This is a genomic window from Mycobacterium sp. NAZ190054 (assembly GCF_001545925.1).
Taxonomy (GTDB): Bacteria; Actinomycetota; Actinomycetes; order Mycobacteriales; family Mycobacteriaceae; genus Mycobacterium.
On sequence record NZ_LMVQ01000157.1, the window covers coordinates 1 to 16,551 of the forward strand.

General features: G+C 66.3%; 20 protein-coding genes. 7 read left to right on the top strand and 13 right to left on the bottom strand.

Annotated elements, in window-relative coordinates; translation table 11 throughout:
- The 4 genes from ASJ79_RS12705 to ASJ79_RS12720 form a co-directional block, all read left to right on the top strand.
- A partial coding sequence (locus ASJ79_RS12705) for a cytochrome P450 (RefSeq protein ID WP_156448407.1) occupies positions 1-287 on the top strand: 287 nt, incomplete at its 5' end.
- A 28-nt stretch (positions 288-315) separates the two neighbouring features.
- On the top strand, positions 316-516 hold the full coding sequence (locus tag ASJ79_RS12710; RefSeq protein WP_067955622.1) for a ferredoxin: 201 nt from the start codon (positions 316-318) through the stop codon (positions 514-516).
- Complete coding sequence (locus ASJ79_RS12715) at positions 513-1,718, top strand: cytochrome P450 (RefSeq protein ID WP_067955624.1); 1,206 nt, start codon at positions 513-515, stop codon at positions 1,716-1,718. The genes ASJ79_RS12710 and ASJ79_RS12715 overlap by 4 nt, the downstream gene beginning before the upstream one ends.
- A 2-nt stretch (positions 1,719-1,720) precedes the next feature.
- Entirely contained in the window at positions 1,721-2,497 is a 777-nt protein-coding gene (locus ASJ79_RS12720) for an alpha/beta fold hydrolase (RefSeq protein ID WP_067955627.1), read from the top strand.
- 24 nt (positions 2,498-2,521) lie between these two features.
- Here ASJ79_RS12720 and ASJ79_RS12725 read toward each other — a convergent pair whose 3' ends face one another.
- The 12 genes from ASJ79_RS12725 to ASJ79_RS12780 form a co-directional block, all read right to left on the bottom strand.
- Positions 2,522-2,806: a DUF1330 domain-containing protein gene (locus tag ASJ79_RS12725; RefSeq protein ID WP_067955628.1), complete on the bottom strand. Its 285-nt coding sequence runs from the start codon at positions 2,804-2,806 to the stop codon at positions 2,522-2,524.
- Between the two features lie 17 nt (positions 2,807-2,823).
- On the bottom strand, positions 2,824-3,015 hold the full coding sequence (locus tag ASJ79_RS12730; RefSeq protein WP_067955630.1) for a ferredoxin: 192 nt from the start codon (positions 3,013-3,015) through the stop codon (positions 2,824-2,826).
- Positions 3,012-4,295, bottom strand: coding sequence for a cytochrome P450 (locus ASJ79_RS12735; protein ID WP_067955632.1), 1,284 nt, complete (start codon positions 4,293-4,295; stop codon positions 3,012-3,014). Before ASJ79_RS12735 ends, ASJ79_RS12730 begins: the two co-directional genes overlap by 4 nt.
- A gap of 119 nt (positions 4,296-4,414) precedes the next feature.
- Positions 4,415-5,260, bottom strand: coding sequence for a TauD/TfdA family dioxygenase (locus ASJ79_RS12740; RefSeq protein ID WP_067955635.1), 846 nt, complete (start codon positions 5,258-5,260; stop codon positions 4,415-4,417).
- A gap of 19 nt (positions 5,261-5,279) precedes the next feature.
- Positions 5,280-5,615, bottom strand: a complete 336-nt coding sequence (locus ASJ79_RS12745) for a hypothetical protein (RefSeq protein ID WP_067955639.1) — start codon at positions 5,613-5,615, stop codon at positions 5,280-5,282.
- A gap of 2 nt (positions 5,616-5,617) precedes the next feature.
- On the bottom strand, positions 5,618-6,877 hold the full coding sequence (locus tag ASJ79_RS12750; RefSeq protein WP_067955641.1) for an aromatic ring-hydroxylating dioxygenase subunit alpha: 1,260 nt from the start codon (positions 6,875-6,877) through the stop codon (positions 5,618-5,620).
- 30 nt (positions 6,878-6,907) lie between these two features.
- Positions 6,908-7,654, bottom strand: coding sequence for an SDR family NAD(P)-dependent oxidoreductase (locus ASJ79_RS12755; RefSeq protein WP_156448408.1), 747 nt, complete (start codon positions 7,652-7,654; stop codon positions 6,908-6,910).
- A gap of 26 nt (positions 7,655-7,680) precedes the next feature.
- Entirely contained in the window at positions 7,681-8,712 is a 1,032-nt protein-coding gene (locus ASJ79_RS12760) for a ferredoxin--NADP reductase (RefSeq protein WP_067955643.1), read from the bottom strand.
- 43 nt (positions 8,713-8,755) lie between these two features.
- Complete coding sequence (locus ASJ79_RS12765) at positions 8,756-9,253, bottom strand: MarR family winged helix-turn-helix transcriptional regulator (protein WP_067955645.1); 498 nt, start codon at positions 9,251-9,253, stop codon at positions 8,756-8,758.
- Between the two features lie 9 nt (positions 9,254-9,262).
- Positions 9,263-10,504: an amidohydrolase family protein gene (locus ASJ79_RS12770; RefSeq protein ID WP_067955647.1), complete on the bottom strand. Its 1,242-nt coding sequence runs from the start codon at positions 10,502-10,504 to the stop codon at positions 9,263-9,265.
- Positions 10,501-10,830 (bottom strand): hypothetical protein, encoded by a 330-nt coding sequence (locus ASJ79_RS12775; protein WP_067955707.1) that lies wholly within the window; start codon positions 10,828-10,830, stop codon positions 10,501-10,503. Before ASJ79_RS12775 ends, ASJ79_RS12770 begins: the two co-directional genes overlap by 4 nt.
- Before the next feature lie 14 nt (positions 10,831-10,844).
- Positions 10,845-12,110: an aromatic ring-hydroxylating dioxygenase subunit alpha gene (locus ASJ79_RS12780; RefSeq protein ID WP_067955649.1), complete on the bottom strand. Its 1,266-nt coding sequence runs from the start codon at positions 12,108-12,110 to the stop codon at positions 10,845-10,847.
- Positions 12,111-12,325: 215 nt separating this feature from the next.
- Between ASJ79_RS12780 and ASJ79_RS12785 the strand changes: the two genes are divergently transcribed.
- Positions 12,326-13,807 (top strand): aldehyde dehydrogenase, encoded by a 1,482-nt coding sequence (locus ASJ79_RS12785; protein WP_067955651.1) that lies wholly within the window; start codon positions 12,326-12,328, stop codon positions 13,805-13,807.
- A gap of 1 nt (position 13,808) precedes the next feature.
- The gene (locus ASJ79_RS12790; RefSeq protein ID WP_067955653.1) at positions 13,809-14,603 is read left to right on the top strand and encodes an emopamil-binding protein; all 795 of its coding nucleotides are present in this window, start codon (positions 13,809-13,811) and stop codon (positions 14,601-14,603) included.
- On the opposite strand, the gene ASJ79_RS12795 is transcribed toward ASJ79_RS12790, so the two are convergent.
- The gene (locus tag ASJ79_RS12795) at positions 14,590-15,192 is read right to left on the bottom strand and encodes a TetR/AcrR family transcriptional regulator (protein WP_067955655.1); all 603 of its coding nucleotides are present in this window, start codon (positions 15,190-15,192) and stop codon (positions 14,590-14,592) included. The genes ASJ79_RS12790 and ASJ79_RS12795 overlap by 14 nt on opposite strands.
- 103 nt (positions 15,193-15,295) lie before the next feature.
- Here ASJ79_RS12795 and ASJ79_RS12800 point away from each other — a divergent pair, with 103 nt between their 5' ends.
- A complete protein-coding gene (locus ASJ79_RS12800; RefSeq protein ID WP_082753819.1) occupies positions 15,296-16,468 on the top strand; it encodes a spirocyclase AveC family protein in 1,173 nt (390 codons plus the stop codon).
- Positions 16,469-16,551 lie beyond the last annotated feature (83 nt).

Here is a 16,551-nt window from a genome sequence, read left to right on the forward strand (position 1 = left end):
AGCCGGTCTTTTTGATGAAAGCGGCCGCCAACCGCGACCCGCGCGCGTTCACCGACGGCGAGACCTTCGACATCACCCGCGACAGGACCGAGGCGCAGAACCTGGGCCTGGGCTACGGCATCCACAGCTGCCTCGGTGCGGCGCTGGCCCGGTTGGAGACCACCATCGCACTGGAGCACCTGCTCGACTTCATGCCGCGGTACGAGCTCGATTTCGGCGGCCTGCAGCGCGTCCACATGCAGAACGTCGCCGGCTACCACCACGTGCCGGTGAAGGTATTGAGGTGACCGACCGAGAAGCGGAGCGTGATCGCGCATGACTCAGAAGATCGAAGTCGACTTCGGGCTCTGCGAAAGCAACGGGGTGTGCATGGGCATCATCCCCGAGGTGTTCCATCTGGATGACGAGGATTACCTGCACGTGCTGCAGGACGACGTGACACCGGAAAACGAACAGCAGGTCAGGGAGGCTGTTCGACAGTGCCCCCGTCAAGCGATCTCGATCCGCGACGAATGACCACCTCCGAGATCGTCTTCGACCCGTTCTCCGAGGAGTTCTTCAACGGTCCGTGGGAGATATACCGGCGCCTGAGGGAGGAGGCGCCGGTGTACTACAACGAGGAGCACGACTTCTACGCGCTGTCCCGGCATGAGGATGTCGCGGCCGCGTACAAGGACTTCCAGACCTACTCGTCGGCCTACGGCCTCGACCTGGCCACCGTGCGGTCGGAGGAACCGATGGCCGCGAAGATGATCATCCTGATGGATCCGCCCGAGCACCGGCAGATGCGCAGTCTGGTCAACAAGGTGTTCACGCCGCGCGCCATCGGGGCGATGGAACCGATGGTGACCGAGACCATCGACCGCTACCTCTCGCGCGTCGATCCGGACCGCTTCGATGTCGTCCAGGACTTCTCCGCGTTCTTCCCCGTCGAGATCATCGCCCAGATGTTGGGTGTGCCGGAGCAGTACCGGCAGCAGGTCCGTGAATGGGTGGACACGTCGCTGCACCGTGAGCCCGGCCAGATCGACATGTCCGAGGAAGGCATGCAGGCCATCGCGGAATCGATGGCCCTGTACTACCAGTTGATCCAGGAACGGCGCGCCGAACCCAAAGACGACATGTTCAGCCGGTTGATCGCCGCCGAGATCGAGCGTGACGACGGCCAGAAGGAGTCGCTCGACGACTTCGAGATCGCCGGGTTCGCAACGCTTCTGGGCGGGGCGGGCGCGGAGACCGTCACCAAGCTGATCGGCAATGCGGCGGTGACCTTCGCCCGCTTCCCCGATCAGTGGCAGAAGCTGCTCGACGACCGCAGCAAGATTCCGGCCGCGGTGGAGGAGTTGCTGCGCTACGAGGCGCCGGCGCAGTACAACGTCCGCCGGTCCATGCGCGAGGTACACCTGCACGGTGTGACGATCCCGGAAGGCAAACCGGTCTTCCTGCTCGGCGGATCGGCGAACCGCGATCCCGAGGCGTTCACCGACCCCGACACGTTCGACATCGACCGCGATCGGACCGAGGCGCAGAACCTCGGCTTCGGCTATGGGGTTCACAGCTGCCTGGGCGCCGCGCTGGCGAGGATGGAGAGCGCGATCGCTCTGGACCGCCTGCTCGACTTCATGCCGCGGTATGAGGTGCTGTGGGACGGGTGCAAACGGGTGGCGATGCAGAACGTGGCGGGCTGGTCGCACGTCCCCGTGCGCGTGTTGCGCTGACGATGCGGTTCGTCTTCGTCCACGGCGGATTTCACGCCGCGTGGTGCTGGGAACGCACCGCCGCCGAGCTACGTTCGTCGGGCCACGACGCGGTCGCCGTCGACCTTCCCGGCCACGGAGCACGCGTGGACGAGGAGTCGACGCTGGCCAACCGCCGTGACGCGATCGTCGCCGCGATGCTGTCGGGGAATGAGAAGTCGGTGCTGGTCGGGCATTCCGGAGGCGGGTTCGACGCCACCCTGGCCGCCGACGCCCGACCGGAACTGGTCGGTCACATCGTGTACCTGGCCGCCGCGCTGCCCAGGGAGGGACGGACCTATCCCGAGGCGATGGCGATGCGCGACGAGGACGAGGAGTTGGGCGAGGACTTCGACGCCGACGTCGGAGAGATGTTGAGCTACCTGACGTTCGACGACGACGGCGCAATGTGGTTCGCCGACTTCGACGGGGCGTGGCGCTACTTCTACCACGACTGTGACGAGGCGACCGCGCGCTGGGCGTTCGAGCGGCTGGGCCCGGAGCGGTTCGGCGACACCACGGTCACCCCGGTGTCGGTGCCGCGATTCTGGGCGGCGGATCTGCCGCGCAGTTTCATCGTGTGCGAACAGGACCGGTCGATGCCCCGCTGGCTGGCCGACACGGTGGCCCGCAGGCTCGGCGTCGAGCAGCTGTCCATCGACGCGTCCCACTCGCCGTTCCTGTCGCGGCCGCGCGAGCTGGCCGAGCTGCTGGTGCACGCGACGACCACGACACCGACGGGCCCGCTGATCCCCCACTGAGTCGCCCGGCACCGCGAGCGGGCTTCAGAGGCCGGCGAGGATCACCCCGTGGCAATCAGCGGCCGCCTGGCGCAGCTTCGCGGCCGTCTGATACTCCTCGGAGTAGTACCACTCCTTGGCGGCATCCACGGATTCGAATTCCAACAGCACAGTCTGAGTGCCGTGCCACTGCCCCTCGAGAGCTTCGGCCGCCGGGCCGAACGCCAGCACCTTGGCGTTGCCCATCGTCTGACTGGCCAGCTTTCCGTACTCGGCCATACCGGCGGGGTCTTTGACGTCCTCGGTGATGACGATGTAAGCCTTCGGCACTCGGATCTCTCCTCTGTTCAATCGATTTCACTGATAGCGCGTTCGGGACAGTTGGCGATGGCCTCGCGGGCGGCGGACTCCGACTCCGTCGGCACGTCGCCCGGGGCGGCGACCGCCCAGCCGTCGTCGGTCATCTCGAAAACCTCGGGGCACAGCGTCAGACACATGCCGTGACCGGCGCAGCGGTCCTCGTCGACGGCGACTTTCATGGCACGTCGAACTCGAGGTGCAGTTCGGTCAGACCCCGCAGGATGTAGGTCGGGATGTACTGGTAGCCGCGGCTGCCGGACGGTCCATGCTTCTCATCCGAGATCCTGATGTCGGACGTGCGGTCGAGCAGGCGCTCCAGCCCCACCCGCGTCTCGGCGCGGGCCAGCGGCGCTCCGGGGCAGCTGTGGATTCCGCGGCCGAAGGCCAGGTGCTGACGGGCGTTCTTGCGCTCCGGATCGAAGGTGTCGGGATCCTCGAAGCGCCGCGGGTCGCGGTTGGCGGCACCGTTGATCACCATGACGGTCGATCCGGCGCCGAGCTGCTGGTCGCCGACGGTCGTCGGGACCCGCGACAGCCGGAAGTCGCCCTTGACGGGGCTCTCGATGCGCAGGCATTCCTCGATGAAGTTGCCCAGCAGGCTGCGGTCCTCCCGCAGCCTGGCCTGGATGTCGGGCTGGTCGCCGAGGACCTTCAGTGCCGTGCTGAGCAGCCGCACGGTCGTCTCCTGCCCGGCCGAGAAGACGTTGGTCGCCACCCGTACGACGTCGCCGACCTCGGGCAGCGTGCCGTCCGGGAAGGTCGCGGTCGCAAGACCGGTGAGCACGTCGTCCCGCGGCTCCGCACGGCGCTCCTCCACGTACGTCGCGAACACGTCGTACAGGTATTCCAGCGGTGTCTTGGCCAACGTCTTGTCCGCGTTGCCGAGGCCGCTGCCGTGGGTGCCCCTGGCGAGCCGCTCGAGCAGTTCGGGGCGGTCCCCGTCGGGCACACCGAGCAGGTCGGCGATGACGCGCAGGGTGAACGGCGCGGCGAAACCCGAGATGAACTCGCCCTTCCCGGGCGCCAGGAAGTCGTCGAGGATGTCGTCGGCGAGTTGCCACATCGCGTCCTCGTTCTCCTTGAGGCGCTTGGGCGTGATCAGCCTCATCAGCAACGCGCGATGGTTGGTGTGCGTCGGGGGATCGAGCGTCGGAAGCTGGTCGCTGAACGGGATGTCGTCGCGATGCTGCGTGATCAGCTCGGTGATGTCGCCGTCTTCGCGTCCCTCCAGGGATACCGGGAATCCGGGAAACGGGCCCGTCACCGAGATGCACGACGAAAACGTCTCGGAGTCGTTGTACACGTCGACGGCTTCCTGCCAGCCGGTCACCATCGTCACTCCGTAGTGACCCTCCCGGCTGACGGGGCACTTGTCGCGCAGCGCCGCATAGAACGGATACGGGTCGTCCGTCAGCCGGCTGTCCCTGAAGAAGTCGACCGTGGTCAGGTCTTCCGCCATGCTCGCTCCGTTTCGACGGTCCCATACTGCGAGAACGTTATTCTCATTATTGCGTATCAGATTTTCACACCGGCGGCGTGGCGTCAACGAGCGCGCGGACGCGCCGGCGCGCCGGTCGGTTACTGGATCGGTTCGTCGCCGAGCACCGTGGTGCGCAACATCTCCCGCGGGGAGTCCGCGTCGTAGGGCGCCGCGCGGTGCAGGACTCCGCGGTTGTCCCAAATCACGGTGTCGCCGACGGTCCACCGGTGGCTGTACACCTTGTCCGCGGTGGTGGCGCGGCCGAGCAACTCGCTCAGCAGCTCGCGTCCCTCGTCCCGATCCATCCCGACGACGTAGTCGGCGGAGGCACCGAGGACCAGGGACTTGCGCCCGCTGCGGTGCGTCCAGACGAGGGGATGTTCATGGGTCGGCCTCGCTCGCCACCGCGCCAGCTCCTCGGGCGTCGGATCCGGGGTGACGCGGCGCTGCGAGGCCTCCAGGGAGTGCACCACACGCAGCGCGGCGCAGCGCTCCTTCTCGGCCGCGGACAACGCGTCGTACGCGGCATACGAGCTGGCGAACTCCGTTTCACCGCCGTGCTGGGCGACCTGTTTGGCCGACAACACGGTGGCTTTCTGCGGGTAGTCGTCGCCGACGGGTGTGCAGCCGTCGATGTGCCAGTCGAAGGTCGCCCGCAGATACGCCGCCGACGAGTTCTTCGTCTTGTCGAGTGTGACCGGGTAGATGCCGGCGACCGGGTGGTGGCCGTCCGAGGAGTGGTCGATCCCGCCGAGGCGGCGGCAGAACTGCACCTGTGCGCCGGGATCCAGATGCAGGCCCGGGAACACCAGCACGCCGTTCTCCTCCAGCGCGTCGAGAATGGCGGTGCCCAGCGCCTCGTCGGCGGCGAGCCGGTCGGGATCGAGGCCCGCCACCTCGGCGCCGACCGACTCGGTGAGCTTGTTGATGGTCAGCATGGTCATAGTGGAGACGTCCTGTCCGTCACGGCACCGGTGCGCTGACGCGATTCATCACCGCGTCAGCGGAATCGGCGGGTTTCTGGGTACCGAAGATCTCGACGGCCATCGAGACCATGATCATCGAATAGATGAGGTGCAACAGGTTCAACGCGTCCTCGGGCAGCTCGTCGAGCGGGAACTTGTCGCAGTAGTCGATCGCCTCCTCGAACCGAGGCGAGAACGCGTCGTAGAACTCGTGGATCTCGCCCATGGGGGTGGAAAGGCGCGCCGCCCAGCGCTCGGGTTCGGTGGCCAGACACCACTTCTCGGCGAACCGCTCGAATTCGGCGAACGCACTCGGCAGTCGGGACTCGCTCATGGTCAGACTCCCACCGGAGCGCGTTCGGCCTTGTACTGCTCGACCCACTTGACCGCCTCGTGGTGCAGATGTCGGACCAGGATCTCCTGGTCGGACAGCGGGTAGTCGTCGACGACGTCGTACTCCAGCGCCGCCTGCGTGCCACCCAGCATCCCGGCGTCCTGCAGGGCGAACTCTTTGAGGACCACCGACGCGACCTCGTGTTCGATGCGCTCGCGCACGGTGGTCGCCGGATGGAATGCGTTGTACGCCTCGAACTTGTGGGTGTTGTGCGACGTCGGCCAGTACCGGTACAGCAGATACCAGCCGTGGTAGATCAGGATCTCCAGGTTCGGGAAGATCTGGAAGTTGGTGATGCCCCACGGTTCGATGCCGCCTGGGTTCAGACCGACCGACTGGTGCGTCTCCGGGGTCCGCCACGGCCCCACCAGCCCACTGCGCGTGACCCGTTCGACGGGATACATGTACTCCGGGTCGAGCAGCCACCGTCGGGTGCCCGCAGTCGACACCAGCCGGTGCGGGCCGTCGATCTGGAAGTGCCCGCACTCGAACGTGGCGTTCGGCTGGCGCACCGCACTGGGCACCTGCTGGCTGTGCAACGACGGCACGTGGTAGTACTCCTGGAACGCGTCGGCGAAGATCTTCCAGTTGCTGTTGTTGTGCGCCTCGAATTCGTAGCGCTCGGTCATCAAGCCGAACGGGTAATCGTCGAGCGCGGTGATCATGGGGCCGAGGAACTCGCGAAGGCTCCACCGCGGTTCGGGATCGAGATTGATGAAGATGAAGCCGTTCCACACATCGCAGTTCACCGGCTTGAGCCCGTACCGCGCACTGTCCAGACCGAAGAACTCCCCTTCCTGCTGGACGAACGTCAGGTCGCCTTTGAGGTCGTAGCGCCAGCCGTGGTATTTGCAGGTGAACTGGCGACAGGTGCCCTTGACCTCCTCGCTGGGAAAGTCGTTCCACACCAACTTGTTCCCGCGGTGACGGCAGACGTTGTAGAACGCGCGGATCTGTTGATCCCTGCCCTTCACCACGACCACCGATGTCTTGGCGACGTCGATCTCCTTGGTGAAGTAGCTGCCGACCCGGGGCAGGTCCTCGATGCGGCCGACGTTGAGCCAGGCCCGTTTGAACACCGCCTCCCGCTCCAGCTCGTAGAACTCCGGCGAGATCGAGTCCCGGAACGAGATCGGCCCGGTTCCGAGTTGCGGGTAGTGCTCGGTCCAGCTTCCCTCCGCCGGCTTAGGCCACTTCGCCATGCGAACCTCCCTGTCGTTCTTGACTTTCCATCACATCACGGACCCGCCGTTGACGCCCAGCACCTGTCCGGTGATGAAGCCCGCTTCCTCGGAGCACAGGAAGCCGACGGCGGCGGCGATGTCGTCGCCGGTCCCGAGGTGGCCGAGTGGAACACTGGCGGCCATCTGTTCGTTCGACGGCAGGTGTCCGGCGGCCTGTCCGGCATGCTGCATCGGCGTCTCGATGGCCGACGGTGGGATGTTGTTGACCGTGATACCTACCGGGCCGTATTCGCGGGCAAGGGATCTCGTCAGCGAGAGCAGCGCGCCCTTGGATGCGGCGTAGTGCGCCATCTGGGGCGAACCGCGCTGGGCACTGGACGACGAGATCATCACGATGCGACCCCAGCCGGCCTCGATCATGTCGGGCACCGCAACCTGACAGCAGTGGAACGTGCCGGTGAGGTTGACGTCGATCAGCCGCTGCCAGGACTGCGGGGTGATATCGGTGAACGGGGCCCAGTCCACGGCGCCGGCACTGGTGACCAGGATGTGCACCGGCCCCAACTCGGAGCGGACCTTGGCGAACGCCTCCTCGACGGCCTGCCGGTCACTGACGTCGGCGGCCACGCCGAGCGCCGGCACGCCTGCGGCGCGCAGTTCCTCGGCGACGCGTTGCGCCGCTTCGCCGTTGAGGTCGAGGAGGGCGACTTTGTGTCCCCGCCTGGCGAGTTCGTGGCACGTCGCTTCACCCATACCGGAAGCGCCGCCGGTCACCACCGCTGTCCGCGTCGTCAACTCAGCCTCGCCATGCTCGGATACTCCTACTCGTAGATGAAGTGGACTTTTCGCGTGGTGGGCAGCGACTGACACGTCAGTACCCAGCCTTCCTCGACTTCGTCCTCGTCCAACGCGTCGTTGTTCAACATGCGGGCACCGCCGTCGACGATGCGCGCCATACACGTTCCGCACGAGCCGGTTTCGCAGGATGCGGGCGCCCGAAGTCCTGCCATCCGGGCGGTCTGCAGCAGCGTGTCCCCACGGCGGTAGGACGTGCGGGTGACGCGACGGTCGAGTTCGATGACGATCTCTTCGGTGTCCTCGGCGGCGTCGTCGGTGACGCCGGGCGGAACCTGTGCCGCCGTGAACCGCTCGAGGTGCAGGCGCGCCTCCGGGATCCCCGCGCCGACGAGGGTGTTCTCCACCGCCTCCATGAACGGGGCCGGTCCGCAGACGTAGAAGTCCGCGTCACCAGCCCCGGCGATGAACGACGCGATGGCCGCGGAGGTGACGACTCCGTCGTCCTCGTCGTAGTGATGTTCGACGACCAGTCGATCGCCGTGCTGTTCGGCAAGGCGGGCCAGCGGCCCGGCGAAGATGACCGCATCCCGGCTGCGGTTGGCGTAGAACAGTTTGACGGGACGGTCCGAGCCGGCCAGGGCCGTCCGGATCAGCGACATGATGGGCGTGATCCCACTGCCACCGGCGAACGCGATCAGCGGGTCCGCGCCGGAAACGTCGTCGCGCAACACGAACTTGCCCTCCGGGGGTGCGGCCTGAAGTTCTGCGCCCACCGCGGCGGTGTCGTTGATCCAGTTGGAGACCACCCCTCCGGGGTCTCGTTTGACGGTGATGCGCAGCTCCTCTTCGGCCGGCGACGACGACATCGAGTAACAACGCCGTAGGTCGCGGCCGTCGAGATTGACCCGCAGCGTCAGGAACTGGCCGGCCCGGTAACGAAAGCGGTGCGAGCAGTGCTCGGGCACGTCGAGCACCAGGGACACCGCATCGCTGGTCTCACGCACCACCCGCTTGATGCGCAACGGCGCGAACCCGTCGATCGTGTCCTCGACCACACCCTCAGGGTATCAAGTACTTGTCATTATCATCAAGTACTTGTCAATCAGCCGGTTCGTCGGCGCCGCCGTCGACGTGGTCGGCGTAGAGCTGGTGTCCGGTCCCCTGCTCGACCACGCGACCCAGCAAGTCCCGCAACGTCTTCTGCTCGGCCTTGGTCAATACGCCGAACACTCTGTCGTGCGCGGCGATGGCGTCGTGCACGACGGCCGCGGCGACCATGCGGCCCTTGTCGGTCAGAAACGCCTGCAGAATCCGTCCGTGCGCCGGGTCCTGCTTGCGCTGCACCAGTCCCCGCTTCTCGAGCGCGGTCAGCGCGAGCTGCACACCCTGCGGACTGATCAGCAGCCGGCGTGCGAGCTCGGCGCCGGACAGGCCCGGTTCGTTGGACAGCTGACGCAGCACGCCGATCTGGGCGGTGCTCACCCCGTGCTCGCTCACCGCCTCGTTGACGGTGGTCAGCGAGAAGTAGAATGCCTGCTTGAGCAGCCACAGGATGTTGTCGGTGAGCTCGGTTGCCGCCACGGGGTGCGTCTCCATGTCTCGACGTTAGCGCTTGTAGACCATGCCGTCTTTCATCACGAATCGAACATCGAGGGTGGCATCGATGTCGTGTGACGGGTCCCCGGGCACGGCGATGATGTCGGCGAGGTAGCCGGGAGCCAGGCGGCCCAGTTCGTCGTCGGCGTCGATCAGCTCGGCACTGGTGATGGTCGCTGCGCGCAGCGCCTGAATCGGCGTCATCCCCCGTGCCACCAGCGCGCACAGCTCCCTGGCGTTCTGGCCGTGCGGAATGGCCGGCGCGTCGGTGCCGCAGGCGATGCGCACACCCGCCGCGATCGCCTTGGGCAGCATCGCCTGCGCCTGGGGGAACACCACTTCGGCCTTCTTGCGCAGTTCCGGCGCGATACGGTCGATCGCCATGGCCTGGGTGAGGTAGGTCGTCGAGACCAGGAACGTCCCGGTGTCGGCCATCATCTGGATCGTGTCGTCGCTGGCCAGGAAGCCGTGTTCGATGCAGTCGATGCCTGCCCTGATGCAGGCTCGAATCGCACTGTCCCCCACCGCGTGTGCAGCCACCCGCACTCCCGCGCGGTGCGCCTCGTCGGCGATCGCGGCGAACTCGTCGTCGCTGTACTGCTGCGCTCCGGGCGCGGTGCTGTGCGACATCACCCCGCCGGAGGCCGACACCTTGATCAGCTTGGCGCCGTGCCGGACCTGATAGCGCACGCAGGCGCGCACGTCGTCGACGCCGTTGGCGATCCCCTCGGCCACCGACAGCGGCATGATGCCCGGTGCGAGCCGCTGGAACACCGTGGGATCGAGGTGCCCCCCGTAGGGCGTCACCGCGTGGCCGGCCGGGTAGATCCGCGGGCCGACGTGCCAGCCCTCGTCGATGGCCCGCTGCAGCGCGACGTCGAGCAGATAACCACCGGTCTTCACCATCAGGCCGAGATTGCGCACGGTGGTGAAGCCGGCCTCCAGCGTGGTGCGCGCGTTGACCGCGCCACGCAGCGTGCGGTACGCGGGATCGTCCTGCACCCCGTGCATCGGGCTGGGCAGCCCCTCGGGACCGCCGGGCCCGCCGATCAGCAGGTTGAGCTCCATGTCCATCAGGCCGGGAAGCAGCGTGACATCGCCGAGGTCGATCTCGGCCACCGAATCCGTAGGCGGATCAGTAGGATTCACCGCGGAGATGCGGTTGCCGTCGATGACGACGACGGCAGGCGCGCGCACCACGCCGGCCTCCACATCGGCCCACCGCGCGGCGCGCAGAACGGTCCGGGTCACGGAACCGGTTCGGAGACGCAGTCCAGCGTCGTCGCGCCCGTATCGGGCACCTTCGGCTGCTTCCAGCACTCGACCGGAAACGACACCTGGATCATCGAGTACAGCAGGTACATCAGGTTGAGCACGTCGTCGGGCAGGTCGTCGAGGGGGAACTTGTCGCAGAAGGCGATCGCCTCTTCGGCCCGCTCGGTGATCGCGTCGTAGAAGGCCTGCATCTCCCGCATGGAACTGGCCAGCCGCTTGGCGTACCGTTCCCGCTCGGTGGGCAGGCACCAGTCGGAGAACTGCTCGAGGTCGGCGAACTCGGGCGGCAGTTTCGCGGTCATCGTGTTCGTCACCGTCACACCCCCGCCGTCTTGCGCTGGTACTCCTCGACCCAGGCGGCGGTCTCCTTGTGCAGATGCCGGATCAGCACCTCCTGGTCACAGAGCAGGAAGTTGTCGAGCACCCGCGACTCGATCATCGACTGGGTGGCCTCCAGAGTGTTGGCGTCCTGAAGGCCGTACTCCTTGAACGACACCGCAGCCAGTTCCTGGGCGATGCGCTCTCGGGGCGTACGCGGCTGCGGGAAGTACACGGTGCCCTCGAAGATGTGCGTGTTGTACGACGTGGGCCAGTAGTGGTAGGTGAGATACCAGCCCTGCCCCCAGAACAAGATGGTGAAGTTCGGGAACAACTGGAATGAATCCAGCCCCCACGGATCACATTTCGCCGGGTTGAGCCCGACGGGCATCTCCCCCAGATCCGGTTTGTCCCACGGCCCGAACAGCCCGCTCTGACAGATGTCCTCGATCGGCTTGCGCATCTCGTCGGCCATCTCCCATGCCCGCACCCCGGACGTACTCACCAGCCGGTGCGGCCCCTCGATGCGGTAGTGCGGCGCCTCGAAGCCGGCCTCCGCCGCAGCCTTCGAATACGCGGTGGGCGACTGGTTCGCATGCAGTACCGGCGCGTGGTAGAACTCCTGGAACGCGTCCATGTAGAGCTTCCAGTTCGCCTTGACCTCCGAGCGGTAGAGGAAGCGGGACGTCATCCTGTCGAACGGATAGCCCTCGAGCGCGGTGATCATCGGGCCGAGGAATTCGCGCAGCGACTGCTCGGGTTGCTTGGCGAAGTTGACGAAGATGAACCCTTCCCAGACGTCGCAGTGCACCGGCACCAGGCCGTAGCGGCTCTTGTCCAGGTCGAAGAACTCGCCCTCCTGCTGCACGAAGGTCAGATTGCCGTCCAGGTCGTAGCGCCAGGCGTGGTACTTGCAGGTGAACTGGCGGCACACCCCGCTGGTCTCCTCGAGCGGCATGTCGTTCCACACCAGCTTGTTGCCGCGGTGGCGGCAGATGTTGTGGTACGCCTTCACCTCGCCCGACGTCGTGCGCACCACGATGATCGACGTGTTCGCGACCTTGAGTTCCTTGGTGAAGTAGCTGCCCTTGCGCGGAATCTGTTCGACGCGACCGACATTCAGCCAGGCCCGCTTGAAGATGGCCTGACGCTCGATCTCATAGAACTCGGGGCTGATCGAGTCCTCGTAGGACACCGGACCGGTGCCCAGGTCCGGATAGTGCTGGGTCCAGCTTCCCTCCGGCGGCTTGGGAAAACGGGCCATGGGCTTCTCCTGTCCACGCGGTCAGGTCCAGTCATACCGCACGTACCCCCCTCGAGCGCCGGATTCGGGCCGGTCGGCAAAAAGCCAGTCGGCATTGCTCTTTGGCGCATTCTTCGGTTTTTCGGGGAGCCTGCGCAGCCGACGGTATATGCTCCAGCTCACAATCGCAAGTAGTTGATATTACTCGGTGTCGAGGTCGTGAAGGAGTCGAACAGGTGCGTCCGGACGAGCTGTTCATCGGCGGCAACTGGGTCAAACCGAGCACCGACGGGCGCATCGCGGTCGTCTCCCCACACACCGAGGAGACGGTGGCGCGGGTCGCGGCGGCCGGTCCCGCGGATGTGGACACGGCGGTCGGATCCGCGCGCGCGGCGTTCGACGACGGGCCGTGGCCGCGGCTGGACCCCGCGGAGCGGACCGCCGCCGTCCGGCGGCTGGCCAAGCTGTACGGCGAGCGGCGCCAGGACATGGCCGAGCTCATCACCGCGGAGATGGGTGCGCCGATAAGCTTCGCTCAACGTGCCCAGGTCGGGTTGCCCGCGATGATGATGACGGCGTTCTGCGAGCTGGCGCAGACCTATCCGTGGACCGAGGCGCGGCCCGGAATGTACGGGGCGGACGTCCATATCCGCCGGGAGCCGGTCGGGGTCGTCGCCGCCATCGTGCCGTGGAACATGCCGCAGTTCCTGATCGTCACCAAGCTGATCCCGGCGCTGCTCGCCGGCTGCACCGTGGTCCTCAAACCGGCGCCGGAGTCGCCGCTCGATGCGTTGCTGCTGGCGGAGATGCTCGCCGAGTGCGAACTGCCGCCCGGCGTGGTGAGCGTGCTGCCGGGCGACGGCCCGGTCGGTGAACACCTGGTGCGGCACCCCGGGGTGGACAAGGTGTCGTTCACCGGCTCGACCGCCGCCGGCAGAGCCGTCGCGGCGGCGTGCGCAGCCGACCTGAAACGGGTCAGCCTGGAACTCGGTGGCAAATCCGCGGCGATCGTCCTCGCCGATGCCGACCCCGCGGCCGTCGCGGCGGGCGTGCGGTCGGCCAGCCTGAGCAACAGCGGGCAGATCTGCAACGCGCTGACCCGCATCCTGGTGCCCACCGACCGGGCCGACGAGTTCACCGACGCGCTGGCCGCCGAGATGACCTCGTTGGTCGTCGCCGACCCCACCGACAGCGCCACCCAGGTCGGCCCGCTTGTCGCACAGCGCCAACAGGAGCGGGTGCGCGGCTACATCGAGACCGGTCGACGGGAGGGGGCCCGACTCGTCGTCGGCGGTACCGCGATGCCCGACGGCCTCGACAGGGGGTGGTTCGTGCGCCCCACGCTGTTCGCCGACGCGACGAACTCGATGCGGATCGCCCGTGAGGAGATCTTCGGGCCGGTACTGACGGTGATCCCCTACTCCGACGAGGACGAGGCGGTGACGATGTCCAACGACTCCGACTACGGGTTGGCCGGGTCGGTGTTCACCGAGGACACCGACCGCGGGCTACGCATCGCCGCGCGCATCCGCACCGGCACGTTCGGTGTCAACCAGGGCTACACGATGGACCCGTTCGCGCCGTTCGGCGGGGTCAAGGGCAGCGGCCACGGGCGCGAACTGGGCCGGGAGGGCATCGACGGCTACACCGACACCAAATCCATTTCCATAGCCGCCAACCAGAATTCGGCTGCGACGACAGCCGGGAAAGGTGCGTGAGATGACCACACCGCAGATCCGCGAGCCGAACTTCGCCCGGCCCGTGGCGCCGCACCGCGGCCGCATCTATCTCGGCGTCGGAGTGCTGACCGGTGTGGTGTTCCTGGGGATGACGGTCGGCGTTCAGTTCGGGCTGATCGCACCGACGTTCGCCGCAGACGTCATCGCCAATCTGCTCTTCGGCGTACCGGTGCTGCTGGTTCCGCTGGTCATCCTGTGGGATGCCCCGGGCGAGAACCGAACTCGGCTCGACAAGGCAGCCGAGCTGACCCTGTTCTACCTGCCCTACACGGCGTGCAGCCAGATCGGTTACGAGTTGATGTTCCTCATCGGCCACCCGCTCGGCTGGTGGACACCGACGACGGATCCCGGCTGGAAGTGGCTGTGGTGGCAATATGCGCTGGCCGACACCCGGTATGTCAGCGGCAACCCGTGGATCTTCGCGCTGGAAGTGGTCGGCGTGGTCACCGGTGTGATCGTGTTCCTGATGTGGACGAAGCTGATCAAGGTAGACCTCTCCACCGAAGCGCGAATCCGTTGCCTGTGGGGGGCATTCGCCGGATGCGCGGTGCTGATGAGCAGTACCGCGGTGTACTTCCTGGCCGAGGTGGGCGCCGGATTCGAGAACATCGGCCAGGGCGCGTACGGCCTGGGCTTCAAGTTCATCGCCGAGAACGTCCCGTTCATCGTCCTGCCACCGCTGGTTCTGTACGCGATCCATCTGCAGATCGACTACTTGACGCGGCGCGCCGGGGCGGCGTCGGTCGGCGAAGCCGCCGCGGTCAAGCCAGTTTGATCGCCGAGACGTACATCTCCACGATCGGGCGATAGAGATCGACATCGTCGAGTTCGCTGCCGAGCACCACCGAGTCGCTGGTGGCGACGAGGACCTGGGCGAATGTCAAGGCCGGGATCAACAGCGTTCCGCCGAGGCGGTCGACGCCCTCGATGATGAACTTCGCCAGCGCCTCGACGACCTCTGACCGCTTCTCGGCCACCCGCTCACGGGCGTCGGGATTGCGCAACAGGTAGAGCGTGAACTCGTGGCCGAGTGCGGCGTGCTCGGCGCCGCGGTCGCGACTGAGTTGTCGCCACCGCTCGGCGATCTCGTCGAGTTCGCGGGAGCCGATGCGCTCGGCCGATTCCATCACGTCGGCGAAGTTGTCGAAATAGCGCCGCCAGTAGCGGTCGCTGACCGCCAGGAAAAGATCCTCTTTGGTGGCGAAGTGTTTGTAGATGGCGCCCTTGGTGTAGCCGGCCGCGTGCGCGATGTCGTCGAGAGTCGCCGGTGCAAAGCCCTTTTCGGCGAACACGTCCTCGGCGGCGTCGAGCAGCAGGGAGCGCGTGTGCTCGAGGCGTCGTTCCCGTGTCCAGCGCTCGACCATGACGAAAGTCTGCCACAGATTCTGAGAATCCCTCTGGACATTCAGATACCCTCTGGTATCTTCTCGGTGAGCGCGCGTGTGCGCAATGGATGCAGGAGGCGTCGTGAGCGAGTTGTCGAACAAGCGGAAGTCCCCGGTCACCGAGTCGGCAAAGCACATCACCGACCTCGGCGCGGCGCCCCCGCGATCGTCGAATGCCATCAAGATCTGGGCGACCGTCGGCGCCGTGTTCCTGGCGCTGACGATCTATGTGATCATCCGGTGGATAACCGGACCGTACTTCGAGCCGGTGGCGGGGGGCCCGACCGAGCCACCGCTGTATATGAAGATCCCGCTGATCGCCAACGCCGTCATCCTCTGGGTCGGCCTGCCATTCGCGCTGTGGTACTTCATCATCCGGCCCTGGGTGCGGGACCGGCGCATCACGCTCGACGGCATGCTGCTGGTGTCGATGGGCCTGATGATGTTCCAGGATCCGATGCTGAACTACTACAGCACCTGGTGCACGTACAACGCGTGGCTCCCGAACCGGGGATCATGGGCACCGCACTTCCCGGGCTGGGTGGCACACGAGGAACCGGGCCACACGGTGCCCGAACCGCTGCTGACCAATATCCCCGGCTACATGTACGGCGTGCTGCTGCTCACCATCGTCGGCTGCATGATCATGCGCAAGATCAAGAACCGGTGGCCCGGGATCAGCAATCTGAGGCTGGTGTTGGTCACCTATGCGATCGCCATCGTCTTCGACTTCGTCATGGAGGGCCTCATCCTCCTTCCGATCGGGTTCTACTCCTACCCCGGCGCCATCCAGTCGTTGTCGATCAACGCCGGCACCTACTATCAGTGGCCCATCTACGAGGGCCTGATGTGGGGTGGCGTCCAGACGGCGCTGTGCTGCCTGCGCTTCTTCACCGATGACCGGGGACGCACCCTTGTCGAACGCGGACTGGACAGCATCCGCGGCGGGTTCATCAAACAACAGTTCATCCGCTTCCTGGCGATCTTCGGCGGTGTCAGCGCATGCTTCTTCCTCTTCTACAACGTGCCCGCGACCTGGCTCGGCATGCACGGCGACCCGTGGCCGGAGGACGTGCAGAAGCGCTCGTACTTCAATCCCGGCATCTGCGGTGAGGGCACCGACCGACCGTGCCCGAATCCCGATCTGCTGCCGTATCCGACCAAGCACTCGGGCTACATCAACCACGAGGGCGAATTCGTCATGCCGGAAGGCGCCGAGATGCCCGCGCCCGTGCCCATTCAACACGGGGAGTGAGGCTCAGGGCATTTTGACCGCCGACACGTACATCTCGAAGATCGGCAGGTGACGGTGAGCTTGTCCTCCCCGAGGGCGTCGAG